An 18168-nucleotide genomic window follows, 5' to 3' on the forward strand; every position below is an offset into this window, starting at 1 on the left:
GACCGACTGAACGGGGTCCCGCGCAGCGGGCGACCGCGGCGGGGGCCACCGTCAGCGCCGCGGGGGCGGGTTCGGCACGTGAGGTGCGCGGGCTCCGCTCAGGGGGCGATGAGGATCTTGCCGCGGGCGTGGCCCGCGTGCTGGCGGGCGATGGCGTCCGGGGCCCGGTCGAGGGGGTAGGTCCGGTCGATGACGGGGGTCAGCGCACCGGTCTCGACGTGCTGGCCGAGGACCTCCAGATCCTCCCGGCACTCCTTGGTGAGCACCCCGCGCAGGTTCTGCCGGAGGAAGGGGCTCAGCAGCCCCGCCCGCAGGACCCGATCGATGCCGCCGAGCCAGCGCCCGCCGCCCTCCCCGCCGACGATGACGAGGGTGCCGCGCGGGGTGAGGATCCGGCGGAGGGCCGCCAGGGGGCGGTTGCCGGCCGTGTCGATGACGAGGTCATAGCGGAGTGCGCCCGGCGGCGGCGCCGGTGCGGTGATCTCCTGGCGGGTGTAGTCGATGACCTCGTCCGCGCCGATCGAACGCACGAGGTCCGTCTTCGTCGTGCTGCACACGCCGGTGACGTGCGCGCCGAAGGCCTTGGCCAACTGGACCGCGATGCTGCCGACGCCGCCAGCCGCCCCGATGACCAGCACGCGCTGCCCCGGCTGGACGCGCCCCGCGTCGCGGAGGGCCTGGAGTGCGGTCAGGCCGGATATGGGGAGGGCAGCAGCCTCTTCCAGGGGGAGGCCGGCGGGCTTCGCCGCGAGCTTGTCCTGCGGAGCGACCGCGTACTCGGCGAACGCGCCCTCGCAGATGCCGAACACCTCGTCTCCCGGACGGAACCGGGTCACGGCCGCGCCGACCGCTTCGACGCGGCCGGCGACCTCCCGGCCCCGGACGGGTTCCTTGGGCGCGCGCAGTCCGTAGCCCATGAGGCGCAGGAGGTAGGGCATGCCCGTCATCAGGTGCCAGACCCCCGCGTCGACGGCGGCGGCACGCACCCGGATCAGCACCTCCTCCGGTCGGGGGCTGGGCGTCTCGACGTCCCCGAGCTCCAGCACCTCGCAGGAGCCGTAGGTGTGCTGGGTGATGGCCTTCATGGCGTCGTCCCTTCCGTGTCCGTGTACTGGAACACCTGCTCAAGCGGTACCGAGAAGACGTGGGCGATCCTGAAGGCCGTCTCCAGCGAGGGCGAGTAGCGGCCCTTCTCGATGGCGATGACGGTCTGTCGGGTCACGCCGATGCGCCGTGCCAGCTCCGCCTGGGTCATCTCCGCGTGCTCGAAGCGCAGGATGCGGATCGTGTTCGTGATCCCCGTCGACTTCACGATGTTTGGAATCCCCGGCGGTAGGCGGACACCTTGACGGCGGACCCGAGGACCGCCGAGAGGACGAATCCCAGGTAGATCGTGTTGGAGATCCAGAAGTGGTCGACCTCGGCCATCGACAGGGCCAGTGCGGTCACGGCGCCGATCACGAGGAAGGACTGGCCCGCGTACTCGCCGATCTGGGTGATCTCCCGGTCCCTCTGGTCCTTCGTGTTCGCGTCCTCGGGGGAGGCGAACGCGACCGCGATGTTCAGGGCGATCGAGACCGCGATCGACACGCCGATGGTCCACAGCATCGGAGCCACGTATGGGACCTCGGCGAGCGGTACGCCGTCACCTGCCCGGCCGAGTACGACGGCCAGGTAGACCGCGTACCCGCCGATGGCGACGACCGCCGCGATCCATGTGCGCTTCTCCTGGAAGGCCATGCTCCCGCCCCCTCCTCATGTAAAGAATCCTTGACACCTGGAATGTAAAGAGATCCGTACGCGATGTCAAGAAAAGCAGACATGTGGGGTCGCGGGCCTGTGGTCCCGTCACCCGGTGGGCCGGCTCAGTGCGGGACGCGCTTGCCGCCGAGGAAGGCGGCGAGGTCGGTGGTGTCCAGTACGCGAATCGCCTCCGTGGCGCCGGGCAGAACGTCCCGGTAGGCCGTGATATCGCGCGGGTCGGAGGTGACGATGACGGCCTCCGGGTGGCGAGGACCTTGTGCAGGAGGCCGCCCGGCCTGTCACCGCGATCCAAAGCGATCAGCATCCCGGTGCCGTACACGAAGACGGGACGCCTCGCACGCGACGGCCCCCGTCTCCCGGGGTCGGGAGACGGGGGCCGTCGCGTGGAGCAGTCGGGCGGACCCGCTGTGCGTCAGAGGCGCTCGGGGGTGCGGATGCCCAGGAGGGACATGCCCTTGGCCAGGGTGCGGGCCGTCAGGTCGCACAGGAACAGGCGGTTCTCACCCACGACGAGTTCCGGCTCCGGCTTCACGACCGGGCACTGGTCGTAGAACGTCGTGAACAGCGAGGACAGCTGGTACAGGTACGCGGCCACCTTGTGCGGCGCGTGCTCGGCCGCCGCCTCGGCGATCAGCTCGCCGAAGTGGTCCAGGTGCAGACCGAGCGCGCGCTCGGCCGGCGCCAGTTCCAGCTCCGGGTGGGCGATCGGCTCGCGGTCTCCCGCCCGGCGCAGGATGGACTTGATCCGGGCGTACGCGTACTGGAGGTACACGGACGTGTCGCCGTTGAGCGAGACCATCTGGTCCAGGTCGAACTTGTAGTCGCGGGCCGCCGACGTCGACAGGTCGGCGTACTTCACCGCGCCGATGCCGACGTAACGTCCGTTCTCGACGATCTCCTGCTCGGACAGGCCGACCTTCTCCGCCTTCTCGCGCACGACCGAGGTCGCCCGCTCGACGGCCTCGTCCAGCAGGTCCACCAGCCGCACCGTCTCGCCCTCACGGGTCTTGAACGGCTTGCCGTCCTTGCCGAGGACGGTGCCGAAGGCGAGCTGGACGGCCTTGACCCCGTCGTTCAGCCAGCCCGCGCGGCGGGCCGTCTCGAAGACCATCTTGAAGTGCAGCGACTGGCGGGCGTCGACCACGTAGATGAGGGTGTCCGCCTTCAGGTTGCCGACGCGGTCCCGGATCGCCGACAGGTCGGTGGCGGCGTAGCCGAAGCCGCCGTCCGACTTCTGGACGATCAGCGGGGTCGGGTTGCCGTCCGGGCCCTTGTACTCGTCGAAGAACACGCACAGCGCGCCGTTGGAGCGGACGGCGACGCCCGAGTCCTCCAGCAGCTTGCAGGTCTCGACCAGCATGTCGTTGTAGCCGGACTCGCCGACCACGTCCGGGTCCTGGATGTCCATGTCCAGCTTGTTGAAGACGGAGTAGAAGTAGATCTTGGACTCGTCCACGAACCGCTGCCACATGGCCAGCGTCTCCGCATCGCCGGCCTGGAGGTCGACGACCCGCGCCCGCGCCCGCGTCTTGAACTCCTCGTCGGAGTCGAAGAGCGCGCGCGATGCCTTGTAGAGCCGGTTCAGGTTGGACATGGCCTCCTCGCCGGAGACCTCGATGTCCTCGGCGGAGCCGCCGTCGGCCTTGTGGTCCAGCTCGTGCGGGTGCTCGACCAGGTACTGGATGAGCATGCCGAACTGGGTGCCCCAGTCGCCGATGTGGTGGCGGCGGATCACCTTCTCGCCCGTGAACTCCAGGATCTCGACCATCGCCGCGCCGATGACTGCCGACCGCAGGTGGCCGACGTGCATCTCCTTCGCCACGTTCGGCTGCGCGTAGTCGATCACCGTCGTGCCGGCGTTCGCGGCGTACGGAACACCGAGGCGGTCGTCTCCGGCGCGCGCCGCGAGGGTCTCGACGATCGCCCGGTCGGAGATCGTGATGTTGAGGAAGCCGGGACCCGAGACCTCGATCTCCTCGATCAGGTCACCAGTCGGGATGGCCTCGACCACGGTCGCGGCCAGCTCGCGCGGGTTGGCCTTCGCCTTCTTCGCCAGGGCCAGGATCCCGTTCGCCTGGAAGTCGGCCCGGTCGCTTCGTCGCAGCAGCGGGTCGGCGCCGCCGGCCTCCGGCAGGGCCGAGGCGAGGGCGTCCGCGACGCGCTGATGGACGGAAGAAGCGAGGGAAGGGACCGAGGCCATGAGCTGCCGTTCCTGTGAGGTCGTGCCTGAGGGGTGCACTTGGTTGTTCCGACGAGTGCCGAGTATCCCACGCGAGGACGTTCCGCATCCTTGGGTTAAGAGGGGCCGAGATGGCAGGGGCCGCCGGGCAACCCCGGAGTGGCCCGTTCCGTCTGGGAGAATGACGGAAGCCAGCATTCGAGATAGAAGGACGTGTCGTGGCTCAGAGCAGCACCGAGACCGACTGGGTCTCCCGTTTCGCGGACGAGGTCATCGCCGAGGCGGAGCGCCGAGCACCCGGCAAACCTGTCGTCGTCGCGTCCGGACTCTCCCCCTCCGGCCCGATCCACCTGGGCAACCTCCGCGAGGTCATGACCCCGCACCTGGTCGCGGACGAGATCCGCCGCCGGGGCATCGAGGTCCGGCACGTGCTGTCCTGGGACGACTACGACCGCTACCGGAAGGTGCCCAAGGGCATCCCCGGCGTGGACGAGGAGACCTTCGCCCAGCACATCGGCAAGCCGCTGACCTCCGTCCCGGCCCCGGCCGGCTCCGCGTACGCGACCTGGGCCGAGCACTTCAAGGCCGCCTTCGTCGAGGCGCTGGCCGAGCTGGGCGTCGAGTACGACCCGATCAGCCAGACCGAGCAGTACACCTCCGGCGCCTACCGCGAGCAGGTGCTGTTCGCGATGAAGCACCGCGGCGACATCGACGCCGTACTCGACCAGTACCGCACGAAGCAGAAGCCGGGCGGCAAGAAGCCCCAGCAGAAGCAGGTCGACGAGGCAGAGCTGGAGGCCGCCGAGGGCTCCGGTGCCGCTGCCGAGGACGACGGCAGCAGCGTCGAGGGCGGGTACTTCCCGTACAAGCCGTACTGCGGCCAGTGCGGCAAGGACTTCACCAAGGTCACCGCGTACGACGACGAGACCACCCAGCTGACCTACGTCTGCACCGAGGACGAGTTCACCGAGACGGTCAAGCTCAGCGAGTTCAACCGCGGCAAGCTGGTCTGGAAGGTCGACTGGCCGATGCGCTGGGCCTTCGAGGGCGTGGTCTTCGAGCCCTCGGGCGTCGACCACTCCTCGCCGGGCTCCTCCTTCCAGGTCGGCGGCCAGATCGTGCACATCTTCGGCGGCGAGCAGCCGATCGGACCGATGTACGCCTTCGTCGGCATCAGCGGCATGGCCAAGATGTCCTCCTCGAAGGGCGGCGTGCCGACCCCGGCCGACGCGCTGAAGATTATGGAGCCGCAGCTGCTGCGCTGGCTGTACGCGCGCCGCAGGCCGAACCAGTCCTTCAAGATCGCCTTCGACCAGGAGATCCAGCGGCTCTACGACGAGTGGGACAAGCTGGAGGCCAAGGTCGCCGACGGCTCCGTCCTCCCGGCCGACGCCGCCGCGCACACCCGCGCCGTACGCGTCGCCTCCCACGAGCTGCCGCGCACCCCGCGACCGCTGCCGTACCGGACTCTCGCCTCGGTCGTCGACATCACCGCCGGCCATGACGAGCAGACCCTGCGGATCCTGGCCGACCTGGACCCGTCGCAGCCGCTCACCTCCCTCGACGAGGTACGGCCGCGCCTGGACCGGGCCGAGAACTGGATCACCAGCCAGGTCCCGGCCGACCAGCGGACCCTCGTGCGCGAGGAGCCCGACACCGAGCTCCTGGCGTCCCTGGACGCCGAGGCCCGGGAGTCCCTGCGCCTGCTCGTGGACGGCCTGGACTCGCACTGGTCGCTCGACGGGCTGACCACGCTCGTCTACGGCGTGCCGAAGGTGATGGCCGGCCTGGAGCCCGACGCCAAGCCGACGCCCGAGCTCAAGGTCGCGCAGCGCTCGTTCTTCGCGCTGCTGTACCGCCTGCTCGTGACCCGGGAGACCGGCCCGCGCCTGCCCACGCTGCTGCTCGCGGTCGGGGCGGACCGGGTGCGCAAGCTGCTGGCCGCCTGAGTCGTCGCGTACCAAGCGGGAGGGCCCGCACCCCTGGCAACTGCCGAGGGGTGCGGGCCCTCCCGCGTACGTGCTGCGTCCGGCGTGCTGCGTCCGGCGTCGTGAGTCCTGCTAAGCGATGTGCTCGTTCTCCAGGTCGCGCTGGTAGCGCTGCTTCAGCTCCGGCATCAGCCGCTTGAGCGTCGTGGCACTGCGCGGGTGCACGATCCCGAGCCGGTCCGAGAGGTGTATGTCCAGCTGCTCCGGGTTCGGGAACTGGGAGAACTCGTCGATGTACGCCCGGAAGACCTCGTACGCGGCCTCCGCGAACTTCACCTCGTCTACGGTGTCCACGGCATCGATGGCATCGATACCGTCGGCCTCGCGGGCCCCCGGGATCGGGAGCTCCTGCTGCCCCTCCTGCTCCTCCGGACCGGCCGGAGGCATCACCGGGATCGGCTCCAGGCCCTCCACGTACTGCGGGTTGTAGCCCCCCTCGTACGCCGCCTGCGGGGCCAGCGGCGCGGCGAACCACGCACTGTCGTGGGCCGCCGGCATGGCCGTCGGGTCCACCGCGAAGGGCGGCGGGGCGTGGTGGGCGTGGGCCTCCGGAAGGCCGGGCAGCCCTGCTCCCGCAGCCGCCCCGTCCAGGACCTGGGGCCGGGCCTGCGGCCCCACCGGGGCCGCGGCCGGAACCGGAGCGGGGGCTGCCGCCATCGGCGCGGCCGGATCCACCGCACCCGCGACCCCGACGGGCAGGCCCGTCGCGGGGGGCATGGTGCCCGCCTCCAGAGCCGGGGCGGCCGGGGCGCCCACCGGAACGCCCAGGGCGCCCGGGGCGCCAGCGGTGACCTCCGCCGCCGCCGGAGGCAACAGCACCGGGTCGATGCCCGCCGCCGCCAAGCCCTCAGGAGCCGTCTGGGCCAGCGGAACGCCGATCCGGGCCAGGCGGAGCGGCATCAGCGCCTCCACCGGCGCCTTGCGGCGCCAGGCCCGCCCGTACCGGGCCTGGAGTCGGGCCTGATAGATCAGCCGGTCCTGTTCCATGCCGACCGCCTGCTCGTAGGAGCGCAGCTCCCACAGCTTCATCCGGCGCCACAGCTTGAAGGTGGGGACGGGGGAGAGCAGCCACCGCGTGATGCGGACGCCCTCCATGTGCCGGTCCGCGGTGATGTCCGCGATCCGACCCACCGCGTGCCGGGCCGCCTCCACCGTGACCACGAACAGGATCGGGATCACGGCGTGCATGCCCACGCCCAGCGGGTCCGGCCAGGCCGCCGCGCCGTTGAACGCGATCGTCGCCGCGGTCAGCAGCCACGCCGTCTGGCGCAGCAGCGGGAACGGGATGCGGATCCACGTCAGCAGCAGGTCCAGGGCGAGCAGCACGCAGATGCCCGCGTCGATGCCTATCGGGAACACCAGCGAGAAGTTCCCGAAGCCCTTCTGCAACGCGAGCGCGCGGACCGCGGAGTACGAGCCCGCGAAACCTATCCCCGCGATGACCACGGCTCCTGCGACCACGACGCCGATGAGTATCCGGTGCGTACGAGTCAGCTGCATCGCGGCCACCCGCGGTCCCCTCCCCTTGTCGAGCTACGGCAGGCACAGCGTACGGGTGACTGTACGAGTGACTGAATGTCAGCCTCCTGTTAAGTCCCCCGGATCCGCCACCGCCTACTGCGGGGACGGAGAAGCCTGCTGCTCAGGCTGCTTCTGCTGCTGGTTGGCGGTGCCCACCGAGGCCACGACCTCCTTCGCCGCGACGATCGCGTCCTGGAGCAGCTTGGCTTGATCCGGTGCGCCGGCACCCTCGTACGCCGCACCGTTGTAGTCGAGGGTGACCACGACGTTCTGCGTACGCGCGACGATCGTCGTGTTGAAGAAGTCGACGTCCTTCTTGACGCCGAACACCACCGACGACCCCTGGTCGCCGATCCCGCCCGCGGCCTCGACCTTCACGTCGTGCGCGCCCTCGGTCGCCTTCGCGGTCTCGACCTGCTTGTTGTACTGGTCCTCGGCGCGCTTGTTGGCACTGCCGAGCGAGGCGTGCGAGTCGTAGCGGACCAGGGATATCGACAGCCAGCGGTACTGGGAGCCCTTCAGGCCGTCCTCGTCCAGACCGTTCCACGAGCAGCTGGCGCGGGTGGTCAGGTCGTTCGACTTGGTCGCCGTGCCGTTCTTGTCCTTCGCCTCGGGGACGAGGGAGTCGACGGTCGCGGTCGCGATCGACTTGCACGGGTCGGGCAGCGAGGCGAACGCCGCTTTCTCCAGCGCGGCCGACGCCTTCCCGCTCGGCTTGGCGGGCGAGGAGGCGGTGGACTTCTTGGCGCCGTCCGAACCGGAGCCCTTGCCGGAATCGGACGAGCAGCCGGCGACGGTGAGGATCACCGGGACGGCTGCGCAGGCGAGAACGCGAGTGAAGCGCGAGGCTGATCGGTGCATGGTTCCTTCGTACGTTGTGGGGCGCGTTCTGGACGCGGAGCGGGCGCGGTGCAGGCGCAGGACCCGAGCAACGGTAGCCCGATCCGGCGCGCGCCTGCTGTGCGCGCCGTCACTCCGCACCCCGCCCGACCGCTCTCAGTCGTTGAAACGCTCGACCAGAGCCAGCGCCAACTGCCGTGTCTTGTCCTGGGTTTCGGGACTCGACGGGACCGTACCGGGCAGCGTCGGCTGCACGCTGTACTCCACGGTGACGATGACGTTCGAGGTGCGGAACACGATCCGCACGGTCCGGGCCTGCGCCGCGCTGGCCCCGGCCGCGCTCAGCTTGTCGTCGAGGAAGGCCTCGGTCCCGAGCCCTTCGAGGACGCGCGAACCGAGCTCCGGCGGTGGGGCGGAGGGGCTGCCGCCGGGGGAGGGTGACTGCGCGGCCGGGGGGGCCGCCGGCGGCGGGACGCTGGAGCTCGGGGCGGGGTTCGCCGCGGCGCCGGCACTGGCGGGGGCACCTGGAGGGGCACCGGCCGTGGCGCCGGCGCTGGGGCTCGTCACGGGTCCGGGGAAGGGGAGGTGCGCGTCCGTCAGCAGGCGCACGTAGACCTGGCGCGCCTTGTCGTCGTCGCTCATGGTCGTCCGGTCGTACGAGACCACCCGCTCGAAGCCGACCGACAGCAGCCGCGTCTCCTCGGGCGTCTGCGCCGTCCACCGGCATCCGACGTGCCGGTCACCGTCGTACGAGGTGTCCGCGGTCCCGGCGTAGAGCTGTGCGCGCTGCTCGTCGCTGAGGGTGGCCGCGGCCGGCAGCATGGCCTTGAGGCGCTTGCCGTCGACGGCCTTGCAGGGCGCGGGCAGGCTGCGGTACTTGCCGGCCGGCGCGGGTATGGCGGTGCTGTCGCTCGCCTTCGAGTCGGTGTCGCCACCGCCGGCGTTGCTGCTGGTGCACCCGGTGAGGCCGGTCGCGCCGGCCATGAGTGCGGTGAGCATCGCGATGCCCGGCAGGAATCGTCGCCGTACGGCCTTGCGCTGCACGTCCACTGGCTCCCTTCGACCGGCCGGCGGGCCCGGCGGTCAGGAATAATGCGTTGCCGCGCTTTGGACGCGGATGAACACAATGTCTATCGCACACGCTGGTGCTGGCGCCGGTCTCCTGTCTGGTTTGAGACCAAGAGCGAGGCTTTTTGCGTATTCCGACTTATCTATGTTTTTCGGGGGATTGAAGTCTTATGTCGTACGTAGAGGTACCGGGAGCGCAGGTCCCGATCCGGATGTGGGCCGACCCGGCGTCGGTCGAGGCCGGCGCGATGCAGCAGCTGCACAACGTCGCCACCCTTCCGTGGATCAAGGGCCTGGCGGTCATGCCGGACGTCCACTACGGCAAGGGCGCCACGGTCGGCTCGGTGATCGCGATGAAGGACGCGGTGTGTCCGGCGGCGGTGGGCGTGGACATCGGCTGCGGCATGTCGGCGGTGAAGACGTCACTGCGGGCCAACGACCTGCCGGGCGACCTGTCCGGCCTGCGCTCGAAGATCGAGCGGGCGATCCCGGTGGGCGCGGGCATGCACCGGGACCCGGTGGATCCGGACCGGCTGTACGGCTTCCCGGTGGAGGGCTACGAGAACCTGTGGGGACGGTTCGACCACCTCGCGGACGCGGTCAAGTTCCGTCGGGAACGCGCCGCGAAACAGATCGGAACGCTCGGATCGGGCAATCATTTTGTCGAATTCTGTCTTGATGAGTCGGGTTCGGTCTGGTTGATGCTGCACTCCGGCTCCCGGAACATCGGCAACGAGCTCGCCGAGCACCACATCGGCGTGGCGAGGGGGCTGGCGCACAACCAGGGCCTGGTCGACCGGGACCTGGCGGTGTTCCTCGCGGCCACCCCGGAGATGCAGGCCTACCGGAACGATCTCTTCTGGGCGCAGGAGTACGCCAAGTACAACCGCGCGGTGATGATGAGCCTGTTCAAGGAGGTCATCCGCAAGGAGTTCCGGAAGGCGAAGGTCTCCTTCGACCACGAGATCAGCTGCCACCACAACTATGTGGCGGAGGAGCGGTACGACGGCATGGACCTGCTGGTCACCCGTAAGGGCGCGATCCGTGCAGGCAGCGGTGACTACGGGATCATCCCGGGCTCGATGGGAACGGGCTCGTACATCGTCAAGGGCCTCGGGAACGAGAAGTCGTTCAACTCGGCCTCCCACGGCGCGGGCCGGAAGATGAGCCGTACGGCGGCGAAGAAGCGGTTCTCGGCGCGGGACCTGGCAGAGCAGACCAAGGGCGTGGAGTGCCGCAAGGACTCGGGCGTCGTGGATGAGATCCCGTCGGCCTACAAGCCCATCGAACAGGTCATGGAGCAGCAGCGCGATCTCGTGGAGGTCGTGGCCAAGCTCAAGCAGGTCATCTGCATCAAGGGCTGAGCCCGGCGCGCAGGGCTAGAGCTCGCGGTGGACCTTGGTGTTCGAGGCTTGGGCGCGGGGGCGGACCACCAGGAGGTCGATGTTGACGTGGCTGGGGCGCGTCACCGCCCAGGTGATGGTGTCGGCCACGTCGTCGGCGGACAGGGGGTTCGCGACGCCCTCGTAGACCTTCTCGGCCTTGGCCGCGTCGCCGCGGAAGCGGGTCTTGGCGAACTCCTCGGTCTTCACCATGCCCGGGGCGATCTCGATGACGCGCACGGGCTGTCCGACGATCTCCAGGCGGAGGGTCTCGGCCAGCACCCGGGCGCCGTGCTTGGCGGCGACGTAGCCGGCGCCGCCCTCGTACGTGGAGTGGCCGGCGGTGGAGGACAGGACGACGACCGTGCCGTCTCCGGAGGCGACGAGGGCCGGGAGGAGGGCCTGGGTGAGGTTGAGCGTGCCGATGACGTTGACCTCGTACATCGTGCGCCAGTCGGCGGGGTCGCCGGTGGCGACGGGTTCGGCGCCGATGGCGCCGCCCGCGTTGTTGACGAGTACGTCGCAGCGGTCGAGGGAGGCCGCGAAGGCGTCGACCGCGGCGCGGTCGGTGACGTCCAGGGCGTACGCCGTTGCGGAGTGCCCGGCCCCGGTGAGCTCGGCGGCGAGGGCCTCGATGCGGTCCTTGCGGCGGGCCGTGAGGACGACGCGGTAGCCGGCACCGGCGAGCTGCCGGGCGGTTGCCGCACCGATGCCGCTGCTCGCTCCGGTGACTACGGCGGTTCGGGTGGCCGTGCTCATGTGCGGGGCTCCTCGTGCGTTCAGTCGTTCGTATGGGCGAATCACTGGCCAGCATAAGCGTGGGTCGGTGGCCGCGAGGGGGCGGCGGAGCGGGCGATCGGCACGGCCCGGAGCGATCGGCGCGCGGCCCGGGTCAACGGAGCCCTACCCGCGTCTTCCCCTGCCGGGTGGGGGAAGACGCGCCCTCGTTCGTGTGATGGTCCGACCGCACGGGGGCGGCGCTGCCTAGCCTCCGCACGTGGAGGTGATGGCGGTGCGCCGTGGTGCCGTACGGAGTGTGGTGGTGGCGGGCTTGCTGGTGCTCGGGCTGTCCGGGAGCGCCGAAGCACGCAGTGGGCCCGAGGCCGATGTCGCGTACCACGGGCAGATGTCCCTGGCGCAGGGACAGCTGCGGGTGTGGCTGGTGCCGCAGAACGAGGGGCCGGCGGCGTTGCCCAACGCGACGCTGCGGCTGCGCCTGTCGGCCGAGCTCGCGGACCGGCAGGAGCTGGCGGAGGGCTGTGCGCGGGCCGGGCTGCGCGAGGTGGTGTGCGAGACGGGGGAGCTGCCGTTGCACGGGCAGGGTCGGCACATCGGGCTGCTGCTGGAGCTGCGCGAGCGGGTGCCCGAGGTGGTGGTCCGGATCGACACGTGGTGGAACGGCGGGGCGGCCGACCGCGACCTGTCCAACAACCAGCACGTGGTGCTGGCGCTGGACACGGGCGACGCCTACGCCTTCTGAGCCCGCGGGCGGGCCGTCCCGTCAGGGGGTGGCCACCCCGCCGAATTCTTCGACGGCCTCGCTGACGATCCGCTCCAGGCGGGCGTGGTGGGCGCCGCGCCAGTAGACGCGCTCGCATGCGGCGCACTGCGCGAAGACGTCGTACGAGCGGTGCGTGCCGCTTTCGAGGCGGTCGCCCACGCTGTCCTTGTCGGCCTCGCGCAGTGGTCCGTTGCAGGCGGTGCAGCGGGTCCAGGGGGCGAGGGCGGGGGCGAACCGTCCGAGGACGTCCCGCAGTTGCTCGTCGGGGTTGTCGCTGTAGACGTATGCGCCGGCGAAGATCTCGCGGCGGCGCAGCAGCCCGCGGTCGCGGGAGAGCAGGACGCGCTGCTCGACGGCGGAGCGGGTGGCGAGGGCGGGGTCGCCGATGTCCTCGTTCTCGTACGCGGCGTCCACGCCGAGCAGGCGCAGGCGGCGGGCGAGGGTGCCGAGGTGGACGTCGAGGAGGAAGCGGAGCGGCGGGGCGCCGGGGATCCGCTGGGGGCGCTCGACGCCGAACACCTCGACGGACTGGCCGGCGCGGGGCACGTACGAGACGGGCACCTCGGTGCCGTCGACGAGGAGCCGGCCGACCTCGGTGAGCGGGACGCCGGCCGATTCGACGACGTGGCCGAGGCTGGAGGCGCCGTCGGTCACGGTCGGTACCCGCTCGGCGCGCCGGCTGGGCGGCACGAACAGGCGTAGTTCGGGGGCGAGGGTGAGCTGAATGCCGGGTCCGTTCACGGTGTCAGCATGCCATTGGCGGGTGGGACGGCGCGGCCGAATTACGCGGTCTCGGTGGTGTCGTCGTAGGCGGCGCGGTGTGCGCTGACCTCGTCGAAGTGGTTCTCGGCCCATTGCTTCACGGAGGAGAGGAGGCAGCCGAGGCTGCTGCCGAGTTCGGTGAGGCGGTAGTCGACGCGGACGGGGACGGTGGGGGTGACGGTGCGGGTGACGAGGCCGTCGCGTTCGAGGGACCGCAGGGTCTGGGTGAGCATCTTCTGGCTGACGCCGGGGATCTTGCGGCCGAGGTCGCTGTAGCGCATGGAGCGGTCCTCGGCCTGGCCGAGGGCGCTGACGACGAGACCGACCCATTTGTCGCTGATGCGGGCCAGGAGCTGGCTGGTCGGGCACTCCTTGAGGAAGGCGTCGTAGGCGAAGCGCGCTTCTTCGCGGCGGGCGGCGGCGGTACGGGTGGCCATCGGGTGCCCCACTTCCAGGTACGGTACGCACCCCGAAGTGCGTACTTACAAAAAGAGAGTACCTCTCCATAGGTTAGTGCTCAGCAGGAACGGGCGAACGAGCCCACGAGCGAACGAAAGCACCGGGGAGAGACCATGAGCGAGAACGCGCAGACCCAGACCCAGACCCAGACCATGCGGGCGGCCGTCGTGAACGGCTTCGGCGGGCCCGAGCAGGTGCAGGTCATCGAGGTGCCGGTCCCGCAGCCGGCGGCCGGCCAGGTCCGGATCCGGGTCGCGGCGGCCGGGGTCAACCCGGTGGACGGAGCGGTCCGCGTGGGCGTCTTCGGCGGCGCCGGACAGCGCATCGGGCTCGGCTGGGACGTGGCGGGCGAGATCGACGCGGTCGGTGCCGAGGTCACCGGCTGGGCAGTGGGCCAGCAGGTGGTCGGGCTGCACTACGGGCCGGTCAAGCCGCTGGGTACGCACGCGGAGTACACGGTGCTCGACGCCTCGGCCGTGGCGGTCGCGCCCGCCCGGGTGGACGCCGCCGCCGCGGCGGCGCTCCCGCTGAGCGGGCTGACCGCCGCGCGGGCGGTGGGACTGCTGGGGCTGGCCCCGGGTTCGTCGGTGCTGATCACCGGGGCCGCGGGCGTGGTCGGCGGGCTCGCGGTGCAGCTCGCGGTGCGGGCGGGGCTCGTGGTGACGGCACTGGCGGGGGAGTCCGACGAGGAGTTCGTACGGTCGCTCGGCGCGACGGCCTTCGTACCGCGCGGCTCGGCTCCGGTCGAGCCGGTGGACGGGGTCGTGGACGCGGCCGTCCTGGGGGAGCCGGCGCTGGGCTTCGTCCGTGACGGCGGGGTCTACGTGGGCCTGCGCCCGCACGCCGGGCCGGCCGCGGAGCGCGGGATCCGGGTGGTGGAGCAGGAGGTCGCGGCGGACGGCGCGCACCTGGCGGAGCTGGTGGGCCTGGTGGACGCGGGCGTCTTGACCCTCCGGGTCGCGCAGACCATCCCCCTGGCGGACGCCGCGAAGGCCCACACCCGCCTGTCGGAGCCGGGCAACCGAGGCCGTCTGGTCCTGACGACCTCCTGACCGGGGCCCGGGGCGGGCTGCGCTGGCCCGCCCGCCCCGGGAGTGGAAGACTCGTGGGAGAACGGCGAGGAGCCGCGAGGAGTGACCCATGGGTGCCTCGACTGCGCCGGTGCAGGTCCGGTTGGACGATGCCGCGTACCACGAGCTGGCGCGTTCCTTCCGGGGGAGTTTGGTGCGGGTCGGCGATGCCCCGTACGAGGAGCGCCGGCGGATCTGGAACGGTTCGATCGACCGGCACCCGGCCCTGATCGCGCCCTGTACGGGCTCCGCCGACGTCGTCGCGGCGCTGAAGTGGGCGGTCGAGACCGGCGCCCCGGTCGCGGTGCGCAGCGGCGGTCACAGCTTCCCCGGGCATTCGCTCTGCGACGGCGGTGTCGTCATCGACCTGTCGGCGATGAAGGAGGTCCGGGTGGACCCGCAGGCCCGCACGGTCCGGGTCCAGGCTGGGGTGCTGCTCGGCGAGCTGGACGCGGCGACGCAGCCGTTCGGGATGGCGGTGCCGTCGGGCATCGTGACGCACACGGGGGTCGCGGGACTCACCCTCGGCGGTGGTATCGGCTGGCTGAGCCGCAAGTACGGGCTGAGCGTGGACCAGTTGCTCTCGGTGGACCTGGTCACCGCGAGCGGAGAGTTGGTCACGGTGAGTGCGGCGCACGAGCCGGAGCTGTTCTGGGGGATGCGCGGGGCGGGCGGCAACTTCGGGGTCGTCACGGAGTTCACGTTCCGGTTGAACCCGGTCGGGCCGACCGTGCTCGCCGGGCCGGTCCTGTGGGCCGTGGAGGACGCGGCGGACGTCCTGCGCTTCTACCGGGAGTGGAGCGCCGGGGTGCCCGACGAGCTGACGACGATCGTCGTCCACCGCAAGGTCCCGCCGCTGCCGGCGATCCCGGCCGAGCTGCACGGCAGGGCCGTCGTGATGGTGATCAGCTGCTGGGTGGGGGAGCTCGCGGCCGGGGAGGAAGTGCTGCGGCCGATGCGGGAGTTCGGGCGGCCCCTGCTGGACCTGTGCCGGCCCAAGCCGTACCTGGCGCACCAGGCGATGTTCGACGCCTCCTTCCCGCACGGCTGGTGGTACTACTTCCGCAGTTGCGGGATCGACCGGCTCGCCGACGGGGCGATCGACACGATGGCGCGGTACGCGGCGCGGATCGTGTCCCCGTTGAGCGGGTTCCCGCTGTTCCAGCTCGGTGGAGCGGTCGCCCGGGTCGGTGAGGACGACACCGCGTTCGGTGGCCGCGACATCGGCCACATGCTCAACATCAACGGGATCCGGGAGACGGCGGAGGGTTTCGCACAGGAGTGCGGCTGGGTCCGGGAGTTCTGGTCGGCACTGGAGCCGTACCACGCGGGGGTGTATGTCAACTTCCTGATGGACGAGGGCGAGCAGCGGGTGCACCAGGCCTACGGGGCGCGCGAGCGCAAGCTGGACCGGCTGCGGGCGCTGAAGGCCGCGTGGGACCCGGGGAACGTCTTCCGGCTCAACCAGAACATCGCGCCGACCCGGGCGGCCCGGTAGGCGTTCGGCCACGGGCTACGCGCGGGGGGAAGCAGCGCGCTGCCGGGGGTCGGGCAGGCGGGTCCTGCCCTGCGGCGGTACGGATCCGGGTCCCGGCTGCCCGGGCGCCGGCCGCAACGCACCGGTTCGCTGTGCCGCGCGGCGGCACAGGTGCCCCAGGGAGGTGTAGAAGCGGTCGGGGAGGAACACGGCGTCCGCCACGATCATCGCGCCGGAGAAGAGGGGCAGCCCCATGACCACCGCGATGCAGACGTGCATCCCCAGCAACATGCCCAGAACCGGATACTTGAGCCTGCCGAAGAGCACGAACGGGAAGGCGACCTGGAGGAGCACCGTCCCGTAGCTGGCGATCGCGATCAGGACCGCGTGGTCGTCCGCAAGGTGGGAGATCGCGGGCCAGGGTTGGAAGAGTTCGAGGTTCAGGACGTAGTGGAGGGCGGTGCCGGCGCCCCAGGAAGCGCCCTGGACCTTGTACAGGCCGGCCGATCCGTAGAGGAAGCAGACCTCTGCCGCCATGACGAAGATGCCGCAGTTGTGCACGACCGTCGTCAAGGTGTTTCGTGCGTCGCGGAGTTGGGGCGACGGAAAACGCCTCACCGATGCGGGACCGCTGCCCGCACGAGCCGTCTTGAGGCGGTTCCTGCGGGCGTCCAGGGACCAGCGGCGACCGCACGCGGTGAAGACGAGGTAGATGGCCATCAGCAGGATCAGATTGTCACCGCCGTCCGTCATGAAGATCGCCCTCGCATGGAACGAGGTCACCACGACGGCGAACAGGACGGACACGGCGCGGGTCCGCCACCCCAGCATGAACAGGGCGGACGTGAAGAGGGCCGTCACGTAGCAGAGTTCGAAGTAGGCAGGGCTGTCGGAGAGGGTCAGGATGCTGTTCCAGCCCGTCTGTCCGAAGAGCTGCTCCGCGAGCGCGGGCGTCCACGGGGAGCCGGGTCCCCAGATCTCGTGACGGTGCGGGAACTCGCGTAGGAGGAAGACCAGGTAGAGCATTCCGTAGCCGGCGCGCATGACCGACACGGCGTACAGGGACACCGGCCGGCCGGTCAGGAGCGCGACGAACCGCTGGGCTGCGCCCGCGGTCGTCCGGTACGTGGTGCCCCCCGGTGCGGCTGCCGGGGAAGGGGGCTGGGTGATCTGCTCAATTCCCACGGGGGGTCACCTTCCACCAAGGCAGAAGCCGCTCTTCGGCGGACGTCGGCGGGCGGTTGCCGGCCGCTTCGCCCTGCGCGGCGACGGGCAACGTGAGGACGCGAAGCTGGATGAAGCCGAAGGTACTGCCGTCGTCGTCGTGGGCGGCGACCCGGTCCGCGGCGATGTTGCGCAGGTACTTCTGCATCATCACGGCGCGATCGGAGTCCGCCTCGTCGTCTCCGCCGTGTGTTTCGACGTAGGAGGTCCAGGCGCGGCGCAAGAGGTTCTGTGTCGTATGGCTCGGGAACACGTTGTGCTTGACTGCGGAATTGTCCACGTCCGTCAGATCGAACCAGTCGCTCACCTGAGTCGAACCGTCCGGGGCAGTGCGTGCGGTTCTCGCAAGAATGCGCCGGTTGACGGAGTCGGGATCCGGGGCGAAAAGCCGCCAGTTCTGTTCGAAGAGTGGGTACACCCATGCGTTGACCTGTGGGCCGTAACGCTTCGAGATGGCATTGGGGGGAGCCACGTGAAGGAACACCAGAACCACGTGGGTCAGTGTCGTCGCCAGGCACAGGGTCACGACGGTTCGCAGTGCCGCTGCCAGTGGACGGGAACGTCGGGGTTGCCGGCACGGTGTGGCCGCTTCGGCATGACGTTCCCGGGGGCCCGGATCGGAATCGGAGACCCTGAGTTCCTGCACGGCCGCTGATTCAATTCCGCTCGGCACCGGCCCACCCTGTCTTTCTCATATCAACTGCTCGCGTCTGAATTTCCTGCTGGATCCGGCGGCGGCGCGCGGTGGAGCCGAAAGGCTCCGCCGCGCGCCGCTGTCCGATGAGCGGACCTCGTCCAGTCCGCTGCCTAGCCCTCGTTGCTCATGGGCTTGTTGCCGTATCCGTAGTCGTGGTCGTGGTCGTGGTCGTGGTGCTCGCCGTGTTCCGGCTTGCCGGGCTTGCCGCCGTGCTCGTGGTCCGGCTTGCCAGGTCC

The 18168-nt window shown here is 70.6% G+C and carries 17 protein-coding genes; 5 read left to right on the plus strand and 12 right to left on the minus strand.

The window, feature by feature from the left end; genetic code table 11:
- Positions 1-98: 98 nt before the first annotated feature.
- The 4 genes from ABZZ20_RS24930 to argS form a co-directional block, all read right to left on the minus strand.
- Positions 99-1085, minus strand: a complete 987-nt coding sequence (locus ABZZ20_RS24930) for an NAD(P)-dependent alcohol dehydrogenase (protein ID WP_356873096.1) — start codon at positions 1083-1085, stop codon at positions 99-101.
- The gene (locus ABZZ20_RS24935; RefSeq protein ID WP_356873278.1) at positions 1082-1255 is read right to left on the minus strand and encodes a helix-turn-helix transcriptional regulator; all 174 of its coding nucleotides are present in this window, start codon (positions 1253-1255) and stop codon (positions 1082-1084) included. The genes ABZZ20_RS24930 and ABZZ20_RS24935 overlap by 4 nt, the downstream gene beginning before the upstream one ends.
- 53 nt (positions 1256-1308) lie before the next feature.
- The gene (locus ABZZ20_RS24940) at positions 1309-1740 is read right to left on the minus strand and encodes a hypothetical protein (RefSeq protein WP_356873098.1); all 432 of its coding nucleotides are present in this window, start codon (positions 1738-1740) and stop codon (positions 1309-1311) included.
- 436 nt (positions 1741-2176) lie between these two features.
- Complete coding sequence (argS, locus tag ABZZ20_RS24945; RefSeq protein WP_356873100.1) at positions 2177-3964, minus strand: arginine--tRNA ligase; 1788 nt, start codon at positions 3962-3964, stop codon at positions 2177-2179.
- 197 nt (positions 3965-4161) lie between these two features.
- Here argS and lysS point away from each other — a divergent pair, with 197 nt between their 5' ends.
- On the plus strand, positions 4162-5892 hold the full coding sequence (gene lysS, locus ABZZ20_RS24950) for a lysine--tRNA ligase (protein WP_356873102.1): 1731 nt from the start codon (positions 4162-4164) through the stop codon (positions 5890-5892).
- 111 nt (positions 5893-6003) lie between these two features.
- Here lysS and ABZZ20_RS24955 read toward each other — a convergent pair whose 3' ends face one another.
- From ABZZ20_RS24955 to ABZZ20_RS24965, 3 genes are all read right to left on the minus strand, one after another.
- A complete protein-coding gene (locus ABZZ20_RS24955) occupies positions 6004-7440 on the minus strand; it encodes a DUF2637 domain-containing protein (protein ID WP_356873104.1) in 1437 nt (478 codons plus the stop codon).
- A 105-nt stretch (positions 7441-7545) separates the two neighbouring features.
- Positions 7546-8313, minus strand: coding sequence for a DUF3558 family protein (locus tag ABZZ20_RS24960; protein WP_356873106.1), 768 nt, complete (start codon positions 8311-8313; stop codon positions 7546-7548).
- Between the two features lie 135 nt (positions 8314-8448).
- Positions 8449-9336: a DUF3558 domain-containing protein gene (locus ABZZ20_RS24965; protein WP_356873108.1), complete on the minus strand. Its 888-nt coding sequence runs from the start codon at positions 9334-9336 to the stop codon at positions 8449-8451.
- Positions 9337-9530: 194 nt separating this feature from the next.
- On the opposite strand from ABZZ20_RS24965, the gene ABZZ20_RS24970 reads away from it, so the two are divergent.
- A complete protein-coding gene (locus ABZZ20_RS24970) occupies positions 9531-10724 on the plus strand; it encodes an RtcB family protein (RefSeq protein ID WP_356873110.1) in 1194 nt (397 codons plus the stop codon).
- Between the two features lie 15 nt (positions 10725-10739).
- On the opposite strand, the gene ABZZ20_RS24975 is transcribed toward ABZZ20_RS24970, so the two are convergent.
- Positions 10740-11501 (minus strand): SDR family NAD(P)-dependent oxidoreductase, encoded by a 762-nt coding sequence (locus ABZZ20_RS24975; protein ID WP_356873112.1) that lies wholly within the window; start codon positions 11499-11501, stop codon positions 10740-10742.
- A gap of 247 nt (positions 11502-11748) precedes the next feature.
- On the opposite strand from ABZZ20_RS24975, the gene ABZZ20_RS24980 reads away from it, so the two are divergent.
- Entirely contained in the window at positions 11749-12222 is a 474-nt protein-coding gene (locus ABZZ20_RS24980; RefSeq protein ID WP_356873280.1) for a hypothetical protein, read from the plus strand.
- Positions 12223-12243: 21 nt separating this feature from the next.
- On the opposite strand, the gene ABZZ20_RS24985 is transcribed toward ABZZ20_RS24980, so the two are convergent.
- Both ABZZ20_RS24985 and ABZZ20_RS24990 read right to left on the minus strand, forming a co-directional pair.
- Positions 12244-12984 (minus strand): Mut7-C RNAse domain-containing protein, encoded by a 741-nt coding sequence (locus tag ABZZ20_RS24985; RefSeq protein WP_356873114.1) that lies wholly within the window; start codon positions 12982-12984, stop codon positions 12244-12246.
- Positions 12985-13025: 41 nt separating this feature from the next.
- Entirely contained in the window at positions 13026-13442 is a 417-nt protein-coding gene (locus ABZZ20_RS24990; RefSeq protein ID WP_356873116.1) for a helix-turn-helix domain-containing protein, read from the minus strand.
- A 174-nt stretch (positions 13443-13616) separates the two neighbouring features.
- Between ABZZ20_RS24990 and ABZZ20_RS24995 the strand changes: the two genes are divergently transcribed.
- Positions 13617-14516: an NADP-dependent oxidoreductase gene (locus tag ABZZ20_RS24995; protein WP_356873282.1), complete on the plus strand. Its 900-nt coding sequence runs from the start codon at positions 13617-13619 to the stop codon at positions 14514-14516.
- A gap of 88 nt (positions 14517-14604) precedes the next feature.
- Complete coding sequence (locus ABZZ20_RS25000; protein ID WP_356873118.1) at positions 14605-16032, plus strand: FAD-binding oxidoreductase; 1428 nt, start codon at positions 14605-14607, stop codon at positions 16030-16032.
- A 15-nt stretch (positions 16033-16047) separates the two neighbouring features.
- Here ABZZ20_RS25000 and ABZZ20_RS25005 read toward each other — a convergent pair whose 3' ends face one another.
- Both ABZZ20_RS25005 and ABZZ20_RS25010 read right to left on the minus strand, forming a co-directional pair.
- Positions 16048-17055: an HTTM domain-containing protein gene (locus ABZZ20_RS25005; protein WP_356873284.1), complete on the minus strand. Its 1008-nt coding sequence runs from the start codon at positions 17053-17055 to the stop codon at positions 16048-16050.
- Between the two features lie 130 nt (positions 17056-17185).
- On the minus strand, positions 17186-17728 hold the full coding sequence (locus ABZZ20_RS25010) for a DUF5819 family protein (RefSeq protein ID WP_356873120.1): 543 nt from the start codon (positions 17726-17728) through the stop codon (positions 17186-17188).
- Positions 17729-18168: the final 440 nt, after the last annotated feature.

The organism is Streptomyces sp. NPDC006430 (assembly GCF_040612395.1).
Lineage (GTDB): Bacteria > Actinomycetota > Actinomycetes > Streptomycetales > Streptomycetaceae > Streptomyces.